This window comes from Rathayibacter sp. PhB179 (genome assembly GCF_004345345.1).
Lineage (GTDB): Bacteria > Actinomycetota > Actinomycetes > Actinomycetales > Microbacteriaceae > Rathayibacter > Rathayibacter festucae.
In genome coordinates this window covers 1-22,746 of the sequence record NZ_SLVD01000004.1, presented here as the reverse complement: position 1 = coordinate 22,746, position 22,746 = coordinate 1, and the positions used below count along the sequence as shown (strand labels likewise).

Sequence of the window (22,746 nt, the reverse complement as noted above, 5' to 3'; positions counted from 1 at the left end):
TCGTGCTGAGGTGAGCGGTGATGCGGGAGTCCCGGCGGCGGTCGGCGTCACTTGACGGAGCCGATGGAGAGTCCGCCCTGCCAGTACTTCTGCAGGGTGAGGAACGAGACGATCAGCGGGATGACGGAGATCAGGGCGCCGACGATGACGAGGTTCCACAGCGACTGGCCGCCGGTGTTGACCGACGCCTGGGTCTGCCAGGTGCCGAGTCCGACGGTGACCGGGAAGAGCTGCGAGTTCGAGAGCATCACGAGGGGGAGGAAGTAGTTGTTCCAGGTCCCGACGACGGAGAGCAGCAGCACCGTCACGAGTGCGGGGCGCAGCAGCGGCAGGGCGACGCGGAAGAAGACCGTGATCTCGCCGGCTCCGTCCATCCGGGCGGCGTCCAGCATCTCCTCCGGCACCGCGTCCTGCGTGTAGACGCGCATGAGGTAGACGGCGAACGGGTTGAGCATCGAGGGCAGGATGACCGCCCACACGGTGTTGGTGAGCTGGGCGGTGCTGAACATGACGAACAGCGGGATGACCAGGGCCGTCGCCGGCACCATCACCGACCCCAGGACCAGCGAGAAGAAGGCGTTGCGGCCCTTGAAGGCGTAGGCCGCGAAGCCGTAGCCGGCGAGCACCGACAGCACCGTCGCTCCGAGTCCGCCGGCGAAGGCGTAGAGGAACGAGTTGCCGAGCCACTTCCAGTAGAGGCCGTTCGAGTAGGTGAACAGCGAGCCGATGTTGGTGAAGAACTCGAAGGAGTCGCCGAACCACAGCGGGCTGACGGTGCCCGAGAACAGGCCGACCTGGTCCTTGGTCGAGGCCACGACGAGCCACCAGAACGGGAGCGCGAAGTAGACGACGAAGGCGAGCAGGATCACGTGCGGGAGCAGCTGGCGGCCGCCGCGGCGGCTCCGCGCCCGGACGGCGTCGTCGCGTCGCTGGACGCGGTCGCGCTTGGGGGCGAGCGAGAGGGTGCTCATGAGAGTCCGTTCCTCTTCTTGGTGGCCATCAGGAACAGGTAGGACCCGAGGAACACCACGAGACCCAGCGCGAAGGAGATCGCGGAGGCGTAGTTGAACTGGTTGTAGGAGAAGGCGAGCGTGTACGCGTAGATGTTCGGCGTGTACGACGCGTCGATCGAGCCCGACGCCAGCGAGCGCAGGATCTGCGGCTCGGTGAAGAACTGCAGCGTGCCGATGAGGGCGAAGACGAGGATCAGCACCATCGAGGAGGAGATCATCGGGATCTTGATCCGCAGCGCCGTCTGGATCGCGCTCGCGCCGTCCAGGCGTGCCGCCTCGTAGACCGCGGGGTCGATGCCCTGCAGGGCCGCGTAGATGATGATCATGTAGTAGCCGGCCCACTGCCAGGTGACGACGTTGACCAGGCTGCCGAAGATCGAGTCCTTGCCCAGCAGGTTCGGCGCGTCGAGACCGAGCCAGCCGAACACCTCCGTGGCGGGCCCGAAGGACGGGCTGTAGAGGAAGCCCCACATCAGGGCGCCGATCACGGCGGGCACCGCGTAGGGCACGAAGATCATCAGCCGGGCGAACCGCGAGAACCGCGAGGTGAGCGCGTCCAGCATCAGCGCGGCGATCAGCGAGACCAGCATCTGGATCGGGATCAGGATGAGGGCGAAGCGCACCACCAGCCAGACGCCCTCGAGGAAGAGGGGGTCCGAGAAGGCCTTGGCGTAGTTCGCGAACCAGACCCACTGATTGCCGGTGGCGACGGTCTTGTTCTGCAGGCTCAGGATGAACGAGTAGATCAGCGGCGTGATCAGGAAGACCACGAGGAAGATCCCGAACGGGGCGACGAAGACCCAGCCCCAGCGGGCGCGCCGCGAGGCGACGACTCCGGCGCGCGGCTTCTTCGGACGGGTCTCGGCCGGGGTTGCGGTGGCGGCGGGGGCGGGGACGACGAGGTTGGACATGGTGCTCCTTCGAGGAGGGACGGGGCGGCCGCCGCCCTCGCGGACGGCGGCCGCCGATCGTCAACCGACCGTGTAGCCCTGGCCCGCGGCGTACTCGCTGACCGCGGTCTGATAGGTCGAGAGGGCGTCCGCGACGCCCGAGTCACCGCTGTTCACGGCGTTCACCGCCTCGGTGAGCTTGTCGTAGGCGAAGTTCTGGAACGGCGAGACCTGGAAGCCCTGGTACTCCGTGGCGGCGGAGAGGAAGACGTCCTTGTTGATCTGCTGACCGCCGAAGAAGTCGTACTCGAGGTTCGCGAAGTAGTCCGACTCGAGGATCGGCTTCCACAGCGGGAACAGAGCGCCCTTCTCGATGCCGATCTTCCAGGCCTCCTCGGTGCCGAAGATCTCCTTCGCCACCGTCGCGGCCGCTTCCTTGTCCTCGGCCTGGCTGGTCACCGCGAAAGCGGATCCGCCGATGTTGATCTGGGTCGGCTCGGCACCCTCCCACTGCGGGACCGGTGCGGCACGCCACACGGCGTCGGTGTCGGCGCCCTCGAAGCCCTTCAGGTAGCCGGGCAGCCAGGCGGCGGCGACGACCGAGGCGTAGGTGCCGTCGACCAGGTGGGTGTTGTAGTCGGTGGTCGAGGCGTCCTCGGTGCCGACCAGGCCCTTCTGCACCAGGTCGCTCCAGTAGTCCATGACCTTCGCGCTGGCCTCGTCGTCGAGGTCCACCGTGACGTCCGTGCCGTCGACGGTGTAGGGCACCGAGCCGGCCTGCGCGAAGAGCGCCTGCTGGTAGGCGCGGCCGTTGCCGGGGAAGTCCGTCATGAGCGTGGTGGAGCCGGCGTCCTTGAGAGCCTGCGCCGCTGCGGCGTACTCCTCCCAGGTCGTCGGGACGGGGATGCCGTACTGGTCGAGGATGTCCTGGCGGTAGAGCATCCCGACGGGTCCGCCGTCGACGGGGATCGCGTAGGTGGCGTCGCCGCTGGAGACGTCGGCCCAGGCGCCCTCGGAGTAGTTGCTCTGCACGTCGCCCGCGCCGTACTCGGTGAGGTCGACGAGCGCGTCCTGCGGGATGTAGCTCTGCACGACCTCGCTCTCGAGCATGACGACGTCGGGTGCGCCCGAGCCGGCCTGCACGGCGGTGGTGAGCTTGGTGTACTCGTCGTTGCCGGCGCCGGCGTTGCTCCAGCAGATCTGGACGTCGTCGTGGCTGTTGTTGAAGAGGTCGACGATCCCCTCGAACTCCGGGTACCAGGCCCACATCGTGACGACCTTGGCGTCCTCGTTCACGATCGTGTTCTCGCAGGTGGCGGCGTCGCTCCCTGCGGAGCAGCCGGTGAGGGCGGCCGCGGAGGCGGCGACGGCCACCCCCGCCGCGAGCATTCTCTTCGTGTGACGCATCATTGCGTGTCCTTTCGGATACGGCCGTCGTCGGCCGGGAAGGGGGATCGTCCTGGAGCAGGTCGTTTGTACAACGATGGAAAACAACGTTGTAGAAATGATGATGCGGAGTTCGTCGGCGAGTGTCAAGAGCGCGGTCGCCGTCCGCGACGCAACCGTGACAACGCGCTACGGCGCGGTCGACTCCCGCGACGTCACCGAGAAACCGGCCTCGTGCAGCGTCGGCGGCGCGAGGAGCGAACCCTCGATCCGCCCCTTCAGCACCTCGACGGCGGTCCGCGCGATCTCGTCGCGACCCGGATCGATGCTCGACAGGCTCGGGACCGAGTACCGCGATTCGTCGACGTCGTCGAAGCCGATGACCGCGACGTCCCCGGGGATGCTCAGCCCCTGCACCTGCAGCGCGCGGATGGCGCCGAGCCCGAGGGAGTCGTTCAGGGCGAAGACGGCGTCGAAGTCGACCCCGGACTCCAGGACCCTGCACATCGCCGCGTTGCCGTTGGCGCGGTGCCACGGTCCGGAGTAGCTGACGAGGCGCTCGTCGTAGGCGATGCCCGCCGCCTCCAGGGCCTCGCGGTACCCCCGCATCCGCAGCGCGGCCGAGCCGACGTCCTCGTTCTCGTGCGCCCCGAGGGCGACGATCCGCCGCCGGCCGGACTCGATCAGGTGGGTCGTCGCGGCGCGGGCGGCGGCGACGTTCTGCATGGTCACGTGGTCGAAGCGCGAGGTGAAGATCCGCTCGCCCAGCAGGACCAGCGGGTAGTCGACCGCGAGCGCCGGCTCATCGGCCATCGCCATCCCCAGAGGGCTGAAGAGCAGTCCGTCCGTGAGCTGGCGCCGCGAGCTGCGCAGGACGTCCCGCTCGCGCTGCGGGTCGCCTCCGGTCTGCTCGATCAGCACGGTCAGACCGCGGTCGTCGGCCGCGCGCATGACGCTGTCGGCGAGCTCGGCGAAGTACGCCAGGCTCAGCTCGGGGAGCGCCAGTCCGATGACGTTCGTCCGCCCGCGCCGGAGACTCCGGGCCGAGAGGTTCGGGATGTACCCCAGCTCGGCGATCGCGGCCTCGACCCGCTCGCGGGTCGCCGGCCGCACGTGCGGGTAGTCGTTCATGACGTTGGAGACGGTCTTGATGGAGACTCCGGAGGCCCGCGCCACGTCGTGCAGAGTGATCGCCATCGATCTCCTTCAGTCGGGACCTGCTGAACATACAACGTTGTAGCCGACTCTAGCGCTCCCCTGAACGGGTGCGCCGGAAGGCGCCGCACCGCCCACGGGCCGGGGCGATCCGGGTGATCGGACGTGCGGCGACCGCCTCAGAGGAAGTCGTAGTCCAGCTCGCCCCAGAGCTGCCGGGGGTCGGTGTCCCAGACCCCGATCGGCTCCCGGGAGCGCTCGAGCGCGTCGAGCCGGTCGCGCAGGTCGAGTGCGGAGTCGGTGCCGGACCCGGTCCGCTCGCCCCGCAGCAGGAGCGGGACCCCGACGCCGATGGTCAGGACCACCACCGCCGAGGCGTCGGAGGACGCCGCGTCGGCGAGAGTGACGGTGGCCATCCGGCCGCGGTCGGCCAGCGCCACCGAGTAGCGCAGAACGGCGTCCGCGGCCTCGTCCTCGAGGACGATCGCGCCCCCGGCGTACGACAGAGTCTTCATCTCATGCTCCCCTGGTGCTCTCGACGGATGGACGAGGTCCGACATCGGGGACCAGGATGCGGTCCGCTCACCGTACGCCACCCGGCCGCCGCCGCACAGGGTGGCGCCGGAGGAGCGACGCGACCGCACGCCGGCGCCGATCCGCCCTAGCCCCGGACCGGCGCGCATGTTAACGTGAACACCACCCGCCGGCCCCTCTTCGGCGGCCTGATCCCCCTCACCCAGGAAAGGTCTCGACGATGAGACGACGCTCCCCGGAGCCCCCTGCCACCGCGCCCCGGCGCCGTGCCCGGTCCCTCTTCCTCTCCGCACTCGCGTGCACGAGCGTCGCCCTCGGAGGCGCCCTCGTCCCCGTCTCGGCCCAGGCCGTCGACGTGCCCGCACCCACCGCGCACTACGACATGTCGCACGCCGGGTCCGCCCTGCTCGACATCTCGGGCAACGGCCGCAACGCGACGCTGACCGGCCTCACCGACGCCTCCTTCGCGGACGCCGGCGGCGACCAGGTCGCCCGCTTCAAGTCCGACGGCTACGCGAGCCTCCCGAAGGGACTGGTCACCGGCACCGACAACGCCTTCGCCGTCGAGTACACGGTGAAGACGCAGACCACCGCCAACCAGTTCGGCTGGGTGATCGGCGACGGCGTCGGCCCCTGGAACACCACCCAGCTCGGCAACCACGTCTTCGTGAATCCGCGGAACCCCGACGGCTCCCCGAGCGGCCAGGTCCTCGCCGGCATCCGCGTGAAGGACAGCGGCAACGGCGAGACCCGGATGCCCTTCGGCGGCACCCTCAACCCCGGCTTCACCACCCTCACCCTCGTCGGCACCGGCACCGGAGCGAGCACCACGCTCACCCTCTACCGCGACGGCGTGCAGATCTCGACGGTCACCGCCGCGAAGTCGATGGCGAGCATCGTCCCCTCCGGGAGCACACTCGGCTACCTCGGCCGCTCGCTCTACTCCGGCGACCCGCTGCTCACCGCCGACGTCACCGACGTCAAGTTCTGGGACACGGCGCTCACCGCCGACCAGGTCGCGTCGAGCATGCCGACCGCCGCCGCGAAGGCCGCCGCGACCTCGGCGCTGCTCCGCCCCGACATCCTGCCCGTGCTCCTGGCCGGCAACCCCTCGCTGACCGCCGTCTCGACGAACCTGACGCTCCCCGCGACCAGCAGCGGCGTCCCGCTCACCTGGACCTCCTCGAACCCCGCGGTCGTCTCCGGCACCGGAGTCGTCTCGCGCTCGATCGCGCAGGACACCCCGGTCACCCTCACCGCGACCACCGGCCAGGGCGCCGTGCTGACCTTCGACGTCGTCGTGCTCGCCCCGAGCATCAACGACGACCTCGACGCGCTCGTGCTCGCCACCCGCACCACCGAGAACCTGCCGCTCGCGGTCACAGGAGCCAAGAACGGCACCGCCATCACCTGGACCTCGTCCGACCCGGCGCTCGTCACCCCGACCAGCACCTCGTACACCGCCCCGGCGGTCGGCGCGGCCGACCCGTTCCGCGGCGGCGGCGTCGTCACCCGTCCGGCCTACGGCTCGGGCGACAAGCCCGTCACGCTGACCGCGACCGCGACCCTCAACGGCGTCACCGAGACCCGCTCCTTCTCGCTGACGGTGGCCGAGCTCGGCCGCACCGCTCCCGACGCGGGCTACGCCTCGGCGTACTTCAAGTCCGACGGCGACGAGAAGATCTACCAGGCGGCGACGTCCGGCAACGACTTCTTCACCTTCTCGCCGGTGAACGGCGGCAAGGCGGTCATCACCTCGACGACCGACACCAGGGGCCTGCGCGACCCGTTCATCCTCCGCTCGCACAACGGCGACAAGTACTACATGGTCGCCACCGACCTCTGCATCTCCTGCGGCACCGGCTGGGGCGACGCGCAGTCCAAGGGCAGCCTCAAGATCGAGGTCTGGGAGTCGACCGACCTGGTGACGTGGACCCGCACCAACGGCGCCGACACCGGCATCACGGTCAACCAGCCGGCCGCCGGCATGACCTGGGCGCCGGAGGCGTACTGGGACGACGCGCTGCAGTCCTACGTGGTCTTCTTCTCCTCGCGCCTCTACTCCGACGCGACGAAGACCAACAGCGACAAGCTCTACTCCCGCGTCTTCTCGGTGATCACCCGCGACTTCCGCACCTTCACCCAGCCGCCCGCCACTTGGCAGGACACCGGCTACGCGCGGATCGACTCGACGATCACCAAGATCGGCGACTCCTACTACCGCTTCACCAAGAACGAGGAGGGCGCCGCCGCCGGCACCCTCGAGGCCGGGAAGGACATCTTCCTGGAGAAGTCGACGGTGCTCACCGCGCCGACGACCTCGTCGAACTGGAACGCCGACCCGACGAAGACCTGGCAGCTGACCGACACCAACATGACCAAGCTCGAGACCGGTCAGGACGGTGAGGGCCCCGAGATCATCAAGCTGAACGCGGGCGACCCCAACGACACCACCGCGAACGGCGACGGCTACGCCTTCCTCGTCGACAACTACGGCCAGGGCGGCTACAAGGCCTTCGTGACCTCGGGAGCCGCCATCGCCGGCAGCTCGCAGTCGGCCCGCCTGTCGAAGTCGGCCGACTGGAACGTCTCGACCAAGGGCGGCCTCCCCGCCAGCCCGCGGCACGGCGCGTTCGTCAGCGTCCCGCAGACGGTCCTCACTGCGATGAAGAACTGGACCGGCGTCACCGCCGTCGACTCCACCACGACCCTCACCGCCGACGGCCGCACGGTCACGGCGACGGTCGCGGCGGCCGACAGGGGCGACGTCGCCGGCACCGTCACCTTCACCGGCGGCACCTGGAGCTCGACCGTCGCGCTCTCGGGCGGCTCGGCGCGCGCCGTCGTCCCGGCCGGAGTGAGCGGCGTCACCGCCTCCTACAACGGCTACGCCGACGCGCTGGTGCGCACCTCGGCCTCGGCCGCGCTGCCGCTCGACACCCTCGAGCTCGCGCCCGCCGTCTCGACCCGCTGCATCGCCGGCAAGGTCGTGCTCACCGTGACCGTCAAGAACACCGACACCGCAGCGGCCGACATCACCGTCGACTCCGCCTACGGCACGAAGGCGTTCCCTTCGGTCGCCCCGGGCTCCTCCGCCTCGGCCGCCTTCACCACGCGCCTGAAGTCGACCCCCGCCGGCTCCGTCACCGTCACCGGCACCTCCCCGGGCCAGCCCGCCTTCGCCGCCACCCTCCCCTACCCGGCGGCCACCTGCTGACCCCCTGACCCCGAGGCCCCCCTCCCCTCCGCGAGATGCCACTTGTGCACACGACACGCCGTGAAAGGCGAGCACAAGTGGCATCTCGCGGAGGCCGTCAGGGCAGGTCGAGGCGGAAGCCGACGCCGCGGAGGGTGGTGATCGTCACCGCCGCGCCGAGCTTGCGGCGGAGCGCGAAGACGTGGACGTCGAGGGTGCGGGTGGAGCCGAACCAGTTGCAGTCCCAGACCTCGTCGATCAGGGCCTCGCGCGTGAGCACCGCCCCCGGGCGCCGGGCCAGGGCCAGCAGCAGGTCGAACTCCTTGGGTGTCAGAGGGAGCTCGGCACCGTCGAGGTGCACGCGACGGGACGCGGGATCGACGACGACCCGGCCGAGCGACAGGGGCGGCGGCGGGAGGGTAGCCGCCGACCGCGCCCCGGCCGCGCCGACCCTCCGGCTCACCGCCCGGATCCGCGCGATCAGCCCTCGGACGCCGAACGGCTTGATCACGCAGTCGTCCGCGCCCACCTCGAGCGCGGCGACGGTGTCGGCCTCGTCGCTCCGCGCGGTGATCACGATGATCGGGACGTCGGCCCTGCGGCGCAGCGTCCGGCAGACGTCGAGCCCGTCCATGTCCGGCAGTCCGAGGTCGAGGAGCACGAGGTCCGGAGGACCGGAGTCGAGCGCCTCCCTGCCCGTCCGCGCCCGGACGACGGCGTAGCCGTACTGCTCGAGCACCGCGGTCACGCAGTCGGCGATCACGGGATCGTCCTCCACCAGCAAGATGAGCACGACTCACTGTGCCACGCCGGGCGGGCGAGCCGCTCCGCTGTCACGGCGTGACGGGCTCCTTCGACGAGTGGTGCTCGATGATCTTCCACTCGCCGTCGATCTCCTCGTAGACGAAGGTGAACCGGGCGTGCACGAGCTCCCCGGTCTCCGCGAGCGCGAAGGTGTAGAGGCCGGTGTTCGAGGCGTAGCCGTCGCCGAGATCACGGACGACGCTCTCGTCGATCGTCCCCGTCGGCCGCTTCTTCAGGAAGGCGTCGAAGTAGCCGATGCGCTCGGCCGAGGTGTCGAGGACCCCGGGTGCGACGGTCGGCAGCAGCACCGCGTCGTCCGCGTACAGCGCGTCCACCTGCGCGGGGTCGCCGGTGGCGAGCGCCGCGTTCCACTCGTCGAACAGCCCCCGCACCTCGGCGTCGGTGGGCGCGGCGACCGCGGCAGCGGCGGTCGCCGTGGACGCGGCCGGCGCGGGAGCGGCGCTGCAGCCGGCGAGCACCAGGAGCAGCGCAGCCGGCGGCGCGAGCACAGCGCCGAGACGGCGGGACGAACGAGCACGAGGAGACGACATGGGATTCCCTTGACGACGAGAGGAGCGGCGGTCCGGCGACGCCGGCACTCCACACTCCGCTCCACCCCGTCAGCGCTCCGTCACCCCTGCATCAAGCGCGCGTCACGATCCCCCCCTCGCCGTTCGGCAGCGTCGGCCCGAGGAGGACGAGGCATGTCGCGCCTCCGCTGCCGCAGGACGCGCAACGACACAGAAGCGGAATCCGATCCCACTACGGTGTGGCAACCCGATCGATCGCGCGAGACGCTGCCGCCGGCCCTCACCGGGCCCGGTCCGCCCGGAGCATCCCGCCCCTCCCACCCAGGAGCAGCCATGCCTCGACGCCTCACCCGACCGACCGCCGTCCTCGCGGCTCTTCTCGCCGTCTGCACCGCCCTTCCCGCGCACGCCGCGACGCCCGGCCCCTCCCCCCTCGACGATCCGCTCGTCGGGGTCAGGATGGAGGAGCTGCGCGTCCTGCCCGCGGACCCGAAGGTCGGACGTCCCGCCGCCGTGTACACGATCGTCGACGACCGGGACATCGCATTCCCGGTGGCGGCGACGCCGCAGCCGGGTGCCGAGGGGTCGGCGTACGACCTGCGGACGGCGACGCCGCTCGCCGCGGTCACCGACGTCGCCAGGGGCCGGACCGCACTCGTGCGCTGCTCGCAGGTGGACGCCGTCCCGGACTCGATCGCGACCGTGTTCGCGAGCCTCTGCCGGGCGGCGAGTGCCGCCGAGATGACCTGGAGGGACGGCAGCTCACTCGGAGTGCCGATCTGGTACGCCCGCGACCTCGACGGGGGTCTGGTCTGCATCACGGGGACGGGAACGGAGTGCCTCACGAGCGAGCCCGGCGTCGATCCGGCGTCGGGTGCCGATCGCTGGCGGGTGTCCGCCGCTCGGTGCAGCTCCGCGGCGGCGGGCTCCCCCCTGCTGCAGGCCTGTGGTCGGCTCCAAGCCGCTCTCGACGACTCCGGCCACTGGATCGCGCAGCGAGCGTACGACCGTCAGCACGCGCGGATGGATCGGCTCTTCTCCCTGGGGCTGAACGACGCGAAGCTCGGAGCGGAGGCGGCGCTCCGCGAGAGGATCGCCGCCTTCGAGCCGCGGATCCACCGCGCGATCGCCGAGCGGAGAAGCGCGTGCCAACCGTTCTGGCTGGCCCTCAGTCTCGGCGTGAGCATGGTCTTCTGCACAGCCGCCGGTCACGATGTGGAGACGCTCGAGGCGGAGCGGAACGCCGTCCGGAACGAGTACGGCGCCCGGGTCGCCGAGGCGCAGGCGGCACTCCGGGCCCGGATGGCGGAGGACTGGCACGAGCTTCACCGCACCTGGGCGGGCGAGGACCCCACCGGCTACGCGGCCCTGCTCCGGGTCGAGAGCAAGGAGCTGTCCGAGTTGAAAGCGTCGGAGGAGGAGTACCGGCGCGCCGCCGACCGTGACGAGGAGACGTTCCGCGAACTGCAGCGGCAGTGGCTCCACGAGCACAGCGCGATCGGGGAGGCGGAGCAGATCCCGCTGATCGGGCCGCTGATCCGGCACATCGAGGAGTACGAGCAGAACCCGAGCGGGACCAACCTCCGCCGCGTGTTCCTCGGAGCACTCGGACCGGCGGGCGAGGCCATCGAGGGCGGGCTGGAGCTCTCCGCCGAGACCGCGCTCAAGACCGGCGAGCAGCGGTTCCTCTCGGACGCGCTGCACGAGATCGGAGGGAAGGACGACTTCGGGACCACGCTCGAGAGCCTCGTCACCGACTTCTCGAAGGACCTCGGCGACGAGGCGGTGGAGGGGGTCCGCGAGAGCGGCCTCTGGAGTGACGCGCCCGGGTCCGACGCTCCGCCCGAGTCGCACTACCAGGACTTCGGGCAGCTCCTCGCCCGGGCTTCGCGGATGATCCCGGAGGCGACTCACAAGTGGCTCCTCGCGAACGGGCCGCTCCGCGACGAGCTGGGGCTCGACGGCACGAAGACCTTCCCCGTGGTCGGCGCCACCAGTGCCGATCTGCGCCAGGCCGCCGCGCAGGTCGCCTTCGAGCGCGGGGTGGAGACGGTGTTCACCCATGCGTTCGGCCCGGACTACGAGGAGGTCGCGCGGCAGAACCCCGCGTGGGCGAGCGCGGAGAGCCGGTCGATCACGGCGGAGCTGCTGAAGGTCCTGACGGATTCCGCGTACCTCGAGCAGATCAGTCCGCTCTGGGTCGCCTCCGACACCCTGGGCGACCGGCCCGCCGCCTTCGTCTACGACGACGATCAGAGCGCGATCCTGCTCAACGAGGACCTCGTGAGGATCACCGACGGCTCCGCGAACCCGGACTTCGCCAAGTTCTACCTCGAGGAGCTCGGTCACTCGCTCAACTGGTGGCGTTGCGCCATCTTCGACGTCGAGGTGAAGCGCTGCAAGGGACAGGGCGATGTCGGCGCCCGCTTCCGCGACGCCGTCATGCTGAGCACTCCGTCGTCCGACCCCGGATTCAGCGCCGCGATCGCGAGCCTCCCGGCCCACGACCAGGACAGCTCCGCGACGGTCCTGTTCACCGGCGGCTCGACCGCGCATCTGGAGGGCTGGAGCTCCTACAGCCTCCTCAACTCGCACATCTCCGGGAAGGGCCGCTTCAGCTTCCTCCTGCGGGCCGGGATCGAGCTCTCCTCCGAGTACCCCGGGGTGAGCGACGAGTTCGACCTGGAGATGTCCGTCGGCGCTCCGTCGATGACGAGGAGCGGCAATCCGTGGGTCACCTCTCCGAACGGGCCGTGCGAGGTCCGGCAGCTCGCTCTCAAGGAGGACTGCAACGTCCCCACGATGTCGATCGCGTTCTCCTTCCGCGACTCGATCAACTACTCGGTCCTGGGGGCGCCGAAGGTGAAGGACACGGCGTTCGCGAAGGCGGGGGTCAATCTGTCTCCGGCGCTCGTCCGGAAGCACGGCGTCCGGCTCTACTTCCAGCCGAAGGCCGGAGAGCCCGACGCGTGGCGCTTCCTGCCCGGCCACACGATCTACTTCAAGGAGTTCAGCCTGGCCGGTGACGGCAAGGTCGACGGCACGAAGATGCTCGACACGTTCGCCGGCAAGCGGATGCCGGCCCCGCACAGGCTCGACGTCGCCGGGAAGGCGACCGTCGAGGGCAGCTACATCGTGGAGATCGCCACCCGGGAGAAGTCGGCGCTGGACACCTGGCTCGCCCTCGACGTCTCGAGTGCGCTGCTCGGCTGCGCCGGTGGCTTCGTCTTCGCGATCGTCGCGGGGCAGGACCCGATCACGGGCTGCCACGTCGGCTCCGATCTCCTCGAGGGGATCGAGACCGCGGCGGAGGCGGCGGACGGGCGGCTCACCAGCTTCCTGACCTCCAACGCCTCCGTCGCCGTGCCCCTCTCCGTGGAGTACAAGGCCACGCGAGCGGCGGGACGCGCCACCGACCTCCCGGCCGATGTGCCGCCGCAGTCCGCAGTGGAGATGTGGGAGGTGGGACCGCCCCCGGCCGCCGCCGCGCACTCCGCCGAGCAGGTCTCCTCCCTGCGGACGAAGGCGAGCACCGCGCTGAAGAAGATGAAGTCGGTGTCCTTCACCGGCCTGGCCGTCTTCCGCCCCCGCATCAGCTGGACGCTCGGGACGCGCACCCTGCACCTCGGCACCCACTCGCTCCCCACCGCGAACCTCATCGAGTAGCCCGGGCCCCCTCCCCCGCCGCGAGATGCCACTTGTGCACGCGACACGCCGTGAGAAGCGTGCACAAGTGGCATCTCGCGGCGGGCGGTCAGCTCGCCGGAGTCAGCAGGTCGGCGTGGTGCACGGCCGCGACGTTGGGGTGCGCGCGCAGGCGGTAGCGCAGCGCGTTCTCGCCGTAGGTCTCGAGGATCGGGCTGTTGGTCGGGTCGACCGAGAGGCCGGACTTCAGCTCCTCGGGCAGCGGCAGCGAGGGCATCGTCGAGTCGAGCGAGGGGTTGAAGAAGAACGGGATCGAGATCCGGTCGGTGCCGATCAGCGGCGAGATCACCCGGTGCAGCGTCGCCTTGAGGTAGCCGCCGGTGGCCAGTTCGAGCATCTCGCCGATGTTGACGACGAACGCCCCGGGCAGCGCCGGCGCCTCGATCCAGGAGCCGTCGTGCTCGACCTGCAGGCCGCCCTTGCCGGGCTCGACCAGCAGCAGGGTCAGCACTCCGCCGTCGCGGTGCGCGCCGACGCCCTGCTTGGGCTCGGGGTCGGAGGTGCCCGGGTAGCGGACGACCTTGACCAGCGAGAACGGCTTCTCGGCGAACGCCTCGTCGAAGACGTCGGCCGGAGCGTCGAGCGCCACGGCCCAGGTGCGCAGCAGGCGGATCGCCACCGCGGCGAGCTCCTCGTGCCAGCGCTCGAAGACGGCGCGGAACTCGGGCAGCGACTCCGGCCAGAGGTTCGGTCCCTCGAGGCGCTGGTAGTCCGGGACGTCGGCGCCGGCCGGCACGGTCTCGCGGTCGATGCCGATGTCGACCTGCTCGCGGTAGTCGACGTCGCCGTTGGTCAGCTCGGCGCCGAAGCGGGTGTAGCCGCGGAACTGCGGGCTGGCCGTGTTCTCGATCGCCAGCTTCTCCTCCTCGGAGAGCTCGAAGAAGCGGCGGGAGACGGCGACCACGTCGTCGAGGAGGTCCTGCGGCACGCCGTGGCCGACGAGGTAGAAGAAGCCCACGTCGTGCGTGGTCTCGCGGAGATCGCGGCGGAACGCGGCGGCTTCCTCCTCTCCCTGGTCGAGGCGGGAGAGGTCGAGGATCGGCAGGGAATCGGTCATGGAGAAAGCCTTGCGCAGTTCGCCTTCTCCGCACCGATTGTTACGACAACTAAATGCGAAGACCCAGCCTGCGTCCGGGGACCGAGGTCTCCGGACGCCGGCTGGGCCCGCGGATGCCGCCGAGTGTTACGGCGTGGGCATGCCGCCGTTGACGTGCAGCGTCTCGCCGACGACGTAGCTCGACTCGGGCGAGGCGAGGAACACGTAGGCCGGAGCGAGCTCCGAGGGCTGACCCCAGCGGCCGAGCGGCGTCTGCGAGCCGACCTCGGGCAGCTTCTCCGGCGGCTGGCCGCCCGCGGTCTGCAGCGGGGTCCAGATCGGACCGGGCGCGACGACGTTCACGCGGATGCCCTTGGGCGCGAGCTGCTGCGAGAGCGCCTTCGAGAACGTGTTGATCGTGGCCTTGGTGGAGGCGTAGTCGACCAGCGTCGGCGACGGCTGGTAGGCCTGGATCGACGAGGTGCTGATGATCGCGGAGCCCGGGGCGAGGTGCGGCACGGCCGCCTTCGTCATCCAGAACATCGCGTAGACGTTGGTCTTGAAGGTCTCGTCGAACTGCTCGTCGGAGATGTCGAGGAAGTTCTCGACCGACTGCTGCTTGCCCGCGTTGTTGACGAGGATGTCGAGGCCGCCGAGGCCCTCGACGGCCTTCGCGACGGCGCCGACGGCGAAGTCGTGGTCGGTGATGTCGCCGGGAATGGCGACGGCGACGCGGCCGGCCTCCTCGATGAGGGCGACGACCTTCTTCGCGTCGGACTCCTCCTCGGGCAGGTAGACGATCGCGACGTCGGCGCCCTCGCGCGCATAGGCGATGGCGACGGCCGCGCCGATGCCGGAGTCGCCACCGGTGATCAGCGCCTTGCGGCCCTCGAGGCGGCCAGAACCGCGGTAGGTCGACTCGCCGCGGTCGGCGAGGTCGTCCATCTTCGAGTCGAGGCCGGAGCCCTCCTGATACTGCTCCTCGGTGTCGATGTCGGCGAACATCTTCGTGGGGTCCTGGAACGTGTACTGGTCGGTCGTGTTCTCGGAAGTCATGTCCTCGACGCTAGGCGCGGGCACGGCGGCAGCGCGCGTGGTTGACAGCTCAGGATCCGCGCGGCAGAGCGGATGCCCAGCCCGCTTCCAGGTTCGACGTCCGCAGACGCGCTGAGAGGCTGACCACGGCCCCCGCTTCCGGGAGAATGGCCCGGTGACCCGCGACGACTCCCCGGCCTTCGACCCCACCGCCCCGCTGCCCGGCTGGCAGCACGCCTACTCCGGCAAGGTGCGCGACCTCTACACCCCCGACGACTCCGACCCGGTGCTCGGCGCCGACCGGATGCTCGTCGTCGCGAGCGACCGGGTCAGCGCCTTCGACACGATCCTCGAGCCCGGCATCCCCGGCAAGGGCGAGCTGCTGACGGAGCTGTCGCTGTGGTGGTTCGGCCAGCTGGCCGATGTGCCCAACCACCTCGTCCCGGGAGAGATCCCCGAGGCCGTGCGCGGCCGCGCCATGCTCGTGAAGACGCTCGACATGTTCCCGATCGAGTGCGTCGTGCGCGGCTACCTCTCCGGCAGCGGCTTCAAGGAGTACCGCGCGACCGGCACCGTGTCCGGCGTCGCGCTCCCCGAGGGCCTCGACGACGGCGACGTGCTGCCCGAGCCGATCTACACCCCCGCCTGGAAGGCGCCCCAGGGCGAGCACGACGAGAACATCTCGTTCGAGCGGACCGTCGAGCTCGTCGGCGAGGACGCGGCGGAGGCGCTGCGCACCCTCTCGCTGCACGTCTACCGGGAGGCGGCCGCGATCGCGCTGCGCAGCGGCGTCATCCTGGCCGACACCAAGTTCGAGTTCGGCGTGGACCGGGCGACGGGAGTCGTCACCCTCGGCGACGAGGTGCTGACGAGCGACTCCTCGCGCTACTGGGACGCGGTCGACTACGACGCGGGCGTGCGCGGGCAGTCCTTCGACAAGCAGATCGTCCGGGACTGGCTCGCGGACAACTGGGACGGCCAGGGCGAGCCGCCCCGGCTCCCGCACGAGATCGTCGTCCGGACCGCCGGTCGCTACCGCGAGCTGATCGAGCGCCTCACCCGCTGAGCGCGCCGCCCCGCGGGAGCAGGGCGGCGGGCTGCAGGGCCGCGGGCTGCAGGACTGCGGGCTCAGACCGCGGGATGCGGTCCGCGCTCGAAGATCCCGGAGAGCCCCTCGAGGATCGCGGCGAAGCGCACCGACTCGGCGTCGGCGACCGAGTCGGTGAGGGTGCGGACCTCGCCGTAGACCCGCTCGTCGGTCTCGCCGAGCGCCGTCTCGGCCCGGCCGGTCAGGCAGAGGATCCGGCCGCGGCCGTCGGAGGGATCGAGCACGCGGTCCACGTAGCCGGCGCGGGAGAGCCGGTCGACGAGGATCGAGACGGCCGCCGTCGTCAGACCGATCGCCCCGGCCAGATCGACCGCGCGGATGATCTCGTTCCGCCCGGCGCCGGCGCCGATCAGACGCAGGGCGGCCAGGTCGGTCGCGCCGATGCCCAGCCGGCGCTCGACGCGCGCGTCGTAGCTCCGCTCCACGGTCCGCAGCCGGGCCAGCAGTGCGAACAGATCCGGTCGATCGTCCATGGGTCGCCCTCCTGACGGCAGGCGCCCCGATCGGGAACTCGCTCCGACCATGCAACCACTTCTCGGCAGCCCGCGGGCGCCCTCCGGGAAACGCAGCACGCGCTGTCCCGGAAACGCACTGCTCGCCGAGCATTTAGCTAACCGATTTAGTCAATAAAGTACGCTGTTCTGTGGTGCGCCCCCCTCGGTGGACCGGAAACGGCGGAGGAGAGTCGACGATGGGACGCCTGCTGTACGGGGCACCGCCGAGTGCGCACCGGTTCGAGGACCGCACCCTCGCGCACCTGCAGAGCGTGATCACCGCGCGGTTCCGCCGCGGCGAGGGCTTCCTGCTCACCACTGAGGACGACGACGGGCGACTGTCCGAGCTCTGGCTGCACCCCTCCATCGCCACGCGCTACGAGTACGACGCCGAGGGGCAGCACGACCTCAATCCGCACTGGCTGCGCGCGCTGACCGCGGCCTCGCACGGCCGGATCGGACTGCACGTCGTCGCCGAGCCCGAGAGCGCTCCCGATCCCCGGGCCAGGAGGATCCTGGCGTGAGCGACCACAACGGCACGCTCTTCCGGCGCGGCGGCACCGTCCGCTTCGTCCGCTGGGTGTCCTCGCGCGACGGGGGCTGGGCTCCGGAGATCATCCAGGGGCGCTACCTCGAGCGCGACGACGCCGGCTGGCTCGTCGACATCGACGGCACGCCCACCCTGCTGACGAAGGACGACTGGGCGGTCTACCGCTGACTCCGCCGACGGCACCGGCCGCCGCGTAGTGTGGCGAGAGTGCCTCCCGTCGCCCGCCGCGGCATCACCTCGGCCCCGTTCCTCCTGACCACCGCCGGCACGACCGCGCTCGTCTTCCTCTGCGCGTTCGAATCGCTCGCGGTGACGACGATCATGCCGATCATCAGCGCCGACCTCGACGGCCGGGCGCTCTACTCGCTCGCCTTCGCGGCCACCCTCGCCGCGGCCGTGGTCGGTATGGTCACGGCGGGCTCCTCGGCGGACCGCCGGGGACCGACCCCGGCGCTGATCGCGGCGATCCTGCTCTTCACGCTCGGCCTGATCGCGGCGGGGACGGCGACGTCGATGCCGGTCTTCGTCGGCGCGCGCCTGCTGCAGGGCCTCGGGAGCGGAGGGATCACCGTCACGCTCTACGTGCTCGTCGCCCGGGTCTTCCCCGCCGAGCTGCACCCCCGGATCTTCGGCGCCTTCGCCGCAGCCTGGGTGGTGCCCTCGCTGGTCGGGCCGCTCGCCGCGGGCCTCGTCGCCGAGCTGACGAGCTGGCACTGGGTGTTCCTCGGCGTCGTGGCGCTGGTGGCCGTGGCGAGCGCGGTCATCGCGCCGACGCTGCGCGCGCTCGAGCCGCAGGCGCTGCGGCCCTTCGACCGGAGCGCGATCGGCCGCGTCGTCCGCGCCGTCGTGGTGGCCGCCGCCGTCGTCGTGCTGAGCACGAGCGCGGAGATCGCTCCGGACGCGGCGGGAGTAGTGGCCGCCGTCGCGATCGCGGTGGTGATCCTCGCGGTCCGCGCCCTGCTGCCGGTCGGCACGCTGCGAGCGCGCGGTGTCCTGCCGTCGACGATGCTGCTCCGGGCCCTCGTCGCGGCCGCCTTCTTCGGCACCGAGGTCTACCTCCCGCTGCTGCTCAGCGAGCGGTACGGACTCCCGCCGTGGCTGTCCGGGGTCGCGCTCACCGCCGGCGCCGTCTCCTGGGCGCTGGGCTCGCAGCTGCAGGGCCGGCCGGGCACCCGCCTCTCGCACGGCGGCGCGATGCGGCTCGGAACCGGGCTGCTGCTCGCCGGCATCGTCGTCGTGCTGCTGACGGTCGTGCTCGCGCTCTCGCCGATCGTCGCCGGAGTCGGCTGGTTCCTCGCGGGCGGCGGGATGGGCGCGATGTTCCCGCGGATGGGCACGCTGACGCTCGGCCTCTCGGCGCCGGGGCGCGAGGGCTTCAACAGCTCGGCGCTGCAGATCGCCGACTCGACCGGCGGCTCGGTCTCGCTCGCGCTCACCGGGCTGCTCGCCGCCGCGGTGACCGGTCTGATCGGGAGCGGCGCCGCCGTCTTCACGGCCACCTTCGCCTACGGCGCGCTGATCGCCGTCGCGGCGGTGGCGCTGGCGATCCGGCTGAGCGGGCTCCTCCGGCTCGAGGGCCGGGAGGAGCCCGCCGCACGGGATCGGGCCTAGGCCCGGTGCGGGCGCGGGGTCAGCTGTAGAGCGACTCCGGCACGTCGAGTCCGTAGATCGCGCGGCCCGAGCTCCAGATCACCGAGCAGGCGGCGCGCAGCAGGTCGGTCTCGTCGGAGCCGGCGTCGACGATCACGACGGAGTCGCCGTCGAGCCGGACCTTCGCCGAGCGCACCGAGTGCGTGCCGTTCCGGGCGACGACGGTCGCCGGGTACGGCGCGTCCAGCTCGCGCAGGTCGGCCAGGATGTAGGTCGGCCGCAGCTTCGGCTCGGCCGCGAGCAGCTGCTTCGCCCGGTCGATGCCGGTCAGCACGAGCACGCTCTCCATGCCGGAGGTGTTCGCCCCGGCGATGTCGGTGTCGAGCCGGTCGCCGATGAACAGCGGATTCGTCGAGCCGAACCGCGCGGTCGCCGCGTCGAAGATCGCGCGCTCCGGCTTTCCCGCGACGACGGGGAGGCGCCCGACCGCGGTGTGCACGGCGGAGACGAGCGTGCCGTTGCCCGGCGCGATGCCGCGGGCGACGGGGATCGTCCAGTCGGTGTTGGTGGCCACCCACGGGATGCCCGTGTGCAGCGCGAACGACGCCTCGGCGAGCTCGGCCCAGCCGACCGACTGCGCGAAGCCCTGGACGACGGCGGCCGGTGAGTCCTCCGCACTGCGGGTGACGGTGAAGCCGGCCCGCTCGACCTCGGTGGTGAGGCCCTCCCCGCCGACGACCAGGACGGTCGAGCCGGCCGGGATCAGATCGGCGAGCAGCACGACGGCCGCCTGCGGCGAGGTGACCACGTCCTCCGGGCGCACGGCGAGGCCGAGGTCGGAGAGGTGGCCGGCCACCGAGACGTCGGTGCGCGAGGCGTTGTTGGTGATGTAGCCGACGCGGACCGTCTCGGCCGCGCGGTTCAGGCTCTCGACGGCGTACGGGATCGCGTCGGCGCCCTTGTAGACGACCCCGTCGAGGTCGGCGAGGACGCAGTCGCGCCCGTCGAGGGGGCTGGGCTCAGGCTTCGGGCTTCGGAACATCGGCGCCGTCCTCCTCGGTGTCGGTGGGGGTGGTGGTGTCGGTGTCGTCTGCGGACTCCGCGTCGGTGGACGCCGCGGTGGTCTCGTCCGCGGGCTGCTCGTCGCCGGTCTCCTCGGCGGCGTCCTCCACAGACAGTGCCTCGAGCGTCGAATCGGCGAGGGCCTCCTCGAAGTCCGCGTCGGACAGGTCCGCGTCGTCGAGCGCGGCCTGGTTCTCGATCGCGTCCGCGGCCGTCGTCTCGGCGGAGACATCGGAGTCGGTGGTCTCGTCGTCCTCCACCGGTGCACCGGCGTCGGCGGGCTCGTCGATTTCGGCGGACTCGTCCGTCTCGGCGGGCTCGTCGATCTCGAGGGGCTGGTCGATCTCGGGAACGTCCTGCTCGGCGAGCTCAGCCGAGTCGGGGTCGAGGCTGTCGTCCTCGTCCTCGTCCTCGTCGTCGATGTCGAGCGAGTCGTCCAGGTCGGCCTCGGGGGCCGCGTCGGTCTCGGGGGCTGCGTCGGTCTCGGGGGCTGCGTCGGCGGCGACCAGGCCCGAGAGCTCGGCGCGGGTGGCGGGCACGTACTCGCCCTCCTCCTCGACGACCTCGATGGTCTCGTCGTCGCCGCCGCCCTCGGCCGCGAAGACGGCGCGCGCGGCGATGTCCGCGCGGCGCTGCCACTCGGCGGCTTCCTCGGCACGGCCGACCTCCTCGAGGACGAGCGCGTACGCGGCGAAGAGGTCGGGGCTGTAGGAGAAGGCGCGGTCGGGGTCGAGCTGCGGGATCTCGAGCTCCATCAGCGCCAGCTCGCCCTGACCGAGGTCGAGGCGCGCCCCGGACATCGCGATCGCGAGCGACACCTGGGCACCGGGGCTCAGCATGCTGCGGTCCACGGAGCGGCCGAGCTCGAGCGCCTTGTCGGGCCGCCCCACGCCGCGCTCGCTGTCGACCATCAGGGGGACCTGCTCGTCCGAGCCGGAGATCCGGCGGTAGGTGCGCAGCTCGCGCAGCGCGAGCGCGAAGTCTCCGGTCGCATAGGCCGAGATGGCCAGCGATTCGCGGACGACCGCGATCCGGCCGGCCCGGCGCGCGGCCGACAGCACGTGCCGGTGCGCGAGGTCCGGGTCCTCCTCGAGGAGGCGGCCCGCCATCACCAGGTGACGCGCGACCCACTCCGCGTTGTCCTTGGACAGCGTGCGCAGCTCGTTGCGGGCGACCTTGTCGAGATCCTTCGCCTGGACGTCGTCCGGCAGATCCGGGTCGTCGTGCCGAGGGCGTACCGACTGGAGGGAGCGACGCTCACGCTCCTCCTCGGTGAGCTCCGGCTCCTCGCGCGGAGCGCCGCGGCCGGCGTACCCGCCGCCGAACCCGCCACGGCCGCCCGCGCGATCGCCACCGCCCCGACGCTCGTCGAAGCGCCCGCCACGCGAGTCACCGTCCCGACGCGGACGAGAGTCTCCGTCACGCGAGGGACGGGAGTCACCCTCACGGCGAGGGCGGGAATCGCCATCACGAGACGGACGGAAGTCGCCCTCACGACGCGGACGGGAGTCACCATCACGAGAAGGACGGAAGTCGCCCTCACGACGAGGACGGGAGTCACCGTCACGCGAGGGACGGAAGTCGCCCTCACGACGCGGACGGGAATCACCGTCACGAGAGGGACGTGCCTCGCCGTAGCGGGGACGAGAGTCGCCATCACGCGAGGGACGGAAGTCGCCCTCACGACGCGGACGAGAGTCACCATCACGAGAAGGACGGGAATCGCCCTCACGACGCGGACGGGAATCACCGTCATGAGAAGGACGGGAATCGCCGTACCGGGGACGAGAGTCACCGTCACGCGAGGGACGGGACTCACCATCGCGGCGGGGGCGGGAGTCACCATCACGAGAAGGACGGACGTCGCCCTCACGACGCGGACGGGAGTCGCCACCACGAGAAGGACGGAAGTCGCCCTCACGACGCGGACGGGAATCACCCTCACGGGAAGGACGCGCATCGCCGTCACGGCGAGGGCGGGAGTCGGCGTCACGAGAGGGACGGAAGTCGCCCTCACGACGCGGACGGGAATCACCGTCACGGGAAGGACGGGAGTCGCCGGCCCGAGGAGGGCGGGCGTCACCGTCGCGGCGCGGACGGGAGTCGCCGCCGGAGTACGGACGAGAGTCGCCGTCCCGCCGCGGCCGGGAGTCTCCGCCACGGTCCGGACGGCCGGCTCCGTCACGGCGCGGAGCGTCCGAGCGCGCTCCGGAGTCGTTCGCGCGGTACGGACGGGAGTCTCCACCGCGAGCGGGCCGCTCGCCGTCTCGAGCTCCGCCTCGCGGGGAGGAGGAGCGGTCGCCGCCGGCAGCGCGGGGCGGGCGCTCGTCGCGCCGGTCCTGTCCGCGGTCGTTGCGGTCGGATGCTGCGTCGTCCATGCGTTCCTCGCCTGTCGTGGTGGAGCTCTGTGGAGTTGACCCGTCCGTGAGGACGGGGATCGGCGGCCCGTGAGCCGCCAGCCACCACCCTAACCCGCACCATGGCGGATGCCACGGGGGTCGAGGTGCTGGATCTTCCGGTTCCGTCTGCGGAACCTCTGGTTAAACAGCGATGGCCACCCATCTCTGGGTGGCCATCGTGAATTGGTGTCCGGCGGTGTCCTACTCTCCCACAGGGTCCCCCCTGCAGTACCATCGGCGCTGAGAGTCTTAGCTTCCG

General features: G+C 71.1%; 19 protein-coding genes. 7 read left to right on the top strand and 12 right to left on the bottom strand.

Annotation, left to right across the window (positions count from 1 at the left end):
• Positions 1-47: 47 nt before the first annotated feature.
• The 5 genes from EDF43_RS09745 to EDF43_RS09725 form a co-directional block, all read right to left on the bottom strand.
• Positions 48-971, bottom strand: coding sequence for a carbohydrate ABC transporter permease (locus EDF43_RS09745; protein WP_123444558.1), 924 nt, complete (start codon positions 969-971; stop codon positions 48-50).
• Positions 968-1,924 (bottom strand): sugar ABC transporter permease, encoded by a 957-nt coding sequence (locus tag EDF43_RS09740; protein ID WP_123737625.1) that lies wholly within the window; start codon positions 1,922-1,924, stop codon positions 968-970. The genes EDF43_RS09745 and EDF43_RS09740 overlap by 4 nt, the downstream gene beginning before the upstream one ends.
• 60 nt (positions 1,925-1,984) lie before the next feature.
• Entirely contained in the window at positions 1,985-3,310 is a 1,326-nt protein-coding gene (locus EDF43_RS09735; protein WP_165909066.1) for an extracellular solute-binding protein, read from the bottom strand.
• A gap of 168 nt (positions 3,311-3,478) precedes the next feature.
• On the bottom strand, positions 3,479-4,486 hold the full coding sequence (locus EDF43_RS09730; RefSeq protein ID WP_132436503.1) for a LacI family DNA-binding transcriptional regulator: 1,008 nt from the start codon (positions 4,484-4,486) through the stop codon (positions 3,479-3,481).
• A 137-nt stretch (positions 4,487-4,623) separates the two neighbouring features.
• On the bottom strand, positions 4,624-4,959 hold the full coding sequence (locus tag EDF43_RS09725; protein ID WP_123444562.1) for a hypothetical protein: 336 nt from the start codon (positions 4,957-4,959) through the stop codon (positions 4,624-4,626).
• A 239-nt stretch (positions 4,960-5,198) separates the two neighbouring features.
• Here EDF43_RS09725 and EDF43_RS09720 point away from each other — a divergent pair, with 239 nt between their 5' ends.
• Positions 5,199-8,195: an immunoglobulin-like domain-containing protein gene (locus EDF43_RS09720; protein ID WP_132436501.1), complete on the top strand. Its 2,997-nt coding sequence runs from the start codon at positions 5,199-5,201 to the stop codon at positions 8,193-8,195.
• A gap of 97 nt (positions 8,196-8,292) precedes the next feature.
• Here EDF43_RS09720 and EDF43_RS09715 read toward each other — a convergent pair whose 3' ends face one another.
• Positions 8,293-8,967: a response regulator transcription factor gene (locus EDF43_RS09715; protein ID WP_132436499.1), complete on the bottom strand. Its 675-nt coding sequence runs from the start codon at positions 8,965-8,967 to the stop codon at positions 8,293-8,295.
• Between the two features lie 40 nt (positions 8,968-9,007).
• Positions 9,008-9,529, bottom strand: a complete 522-nt coding sequence (locus tag EDF43_RS09710) for an SgcJ/EcaC family oxidoreductase (RefSeq protein ID WP_123737621.1) — start codon at positions 9,527-9,529, stop codon at positions 9,008-9,010.
• A 312-nt stretch (positions 9,530-9,841) separates the two neighbouring features.
• On the opposite strand from EDF43_RS09710, the gene EDF43_RS09705 reads away from it, so the two are divergent.
• Positions 9,842-13,174 (top strand): hypothetical protein, encoded by a 3,333-nt coding sequence (locus tag EDF43_RS09705; protein WP_132436497.1) that lies wholly within the window; start codon positions 9,842-9,844, stop codon positions 13,172-13,174.
• 88 nt (positions 13,175-13,262) lie between these two features.
• Here the strand turns inward: EDF43_RS09705 and EDF43_RS09700 are convergent, their stop codons facing one another.
• Positions 13,263-14,270 (bottom strand): 2-oxoglutarate and iron-dependent oxygenase domain-containing protein, encoded by a 1,008-nt coding sequence (locus tag EDF43_RS09700; protein WP_132436495.1) that lies wholly within the window; start codon positions 14,268-14,270, stop codon positions 13,263-13,265.
• A gap of 126 nt (positions 14,271-14,396) precedes the next feature.
• Positions 14,397-15,305 (bottom strand): glucose 1-dehydrogenase, encoded by a 909-nt coding sequence (locus tag EDF43_RS09695; protein ID WP_132436493.1) that lies wholly within the window; start codon positions 15,303-15,305, stop codon positions 14,397-14,399.
• 154 nt (positions 15,306-15,459) lie between these two features.
• On the opposite strand from EDF43_RS09695, the gene EDF43_RS09690 reads away from it, so the two are divergent.
• Positions 15,460-16,350: a phosphoribosylaminoimidazolesuccinocarboxamide synthase gene (locus tag EDF43_RS09690; RefSeq protein WP_132436491.1), complete on the top strand. Its 891-nt coding sequence runs from the start codon at positions 15,460-15,462 to the stop codon at positions 16,348-16,350.
• A gap of 62 nt (positions 16,351-16,412) precedes the next feature.
• Here the strand turns inward: EDF43_RS09690 and EDF43_RS09685 are convergent, their stop codons facing one another.
• The gene (locus tag EDF43_RS09685; RefSeq protein WP_165909065.1) at positions 16,413-16,865 is read right to left on the bottom strand and encodes a MarR family transcriptional regulator; all 453 of its coding nucleotides are present in this window, start codon (positions 16,863-16,865) and stop codon (positions 16,413-16,415) included.
• Between the two features lie 218 nt (positions 16,866-17,083).
• Here EDF43_RS09685 and EDF43_RS09680 point away from each other — a divergent pair, with 218 nt between their 5' ends.
• Genes EDF43_RS09680 through EDF43_RS09670 form a run of 3 tightly spaced genes read left to right on the top strand, consistent with a single transcriptional unit; the run spans position 17,084 to position 19,047 of the window.
• Entirely contained in the window at positions 17,084-17,410 is a 327-nt protein-coding gene (locus EDF43_RS09680; RefSeq protein WP_123706624.1) for an ATP-dependent DNA ligase, read from the top strand.
• Positions 17,407-17,604, top strand: a complete 198-nt coding sequence (locus EDF43_RS09675) for a hypothetical protein (protein ID WP_123706625.1) — start codon at positions 17,407-17,409, stop codon at positions 17,602-17,604. The genes EDF43_RS09680 and EDF43_RS09675 overlap by 4 nt, the downstream gene beginning before the upstream one ends.
• Before the next feature lie 39 nt (positions 17,605-17,643).
• On the top strand, positions 17,644-19,047 hold the full coding sequence (locus tag EDF43_RS09670; protein WP_243582188.1) for an MFS transporter: 1,404 nt from the start codon (positions 17,644-17,646) through the stop codon (positions 19,045-19,047).
• Between the two features lie 19 nt (positions 19,048-19,066).
• On the opposite strand, the gene EDF43_RS09665 is transcribed toward EDF43_RS09670, so the two are convergent.
• Positions 19,067-20,068, bottom strand: a complete 1,002-nt coding sequence (locus tag EDF43_RS09665; RefSeq protein ID WP_132436489.1) for an HAD-IIA family hydrolase — start codon at positions 20,066-20,068, stop codon at positions 19,067-19,069.
• Positions 20,046-21,197, bottom strand: coding sequence for a hypothetical protein (locus EDF43_RS22135; RefSeq protein ID WP_243646284.1), 1,152 nt, complete (start codon positions 21,195-21,197; stop codon positions 20,046-20,048). Before EDF43_RS22135 ends, EDF43_RS09665 begins: the two co-directional genes overlap by 23 nt.
• Between EDF43_RS22135 and EDF43_RS22130 the strand changes: the two genes are divergently transcribed.
• Complete coding sequence (locus EDF43_RS22130) at positions 21,156-22,505, top strand: hypothetical protein (RefSeq protein WP_207901667.1); 1,350 nt, start codon at positions 21,156-21,158, stop codon at positions 22,503-22,505. The genes EDF43_RS22135 and EDF43_RS22130 overlap by 42 nt on opposite strands.
• Positions 22,506-22,746 lie beyond the last annotated feature (241 nt).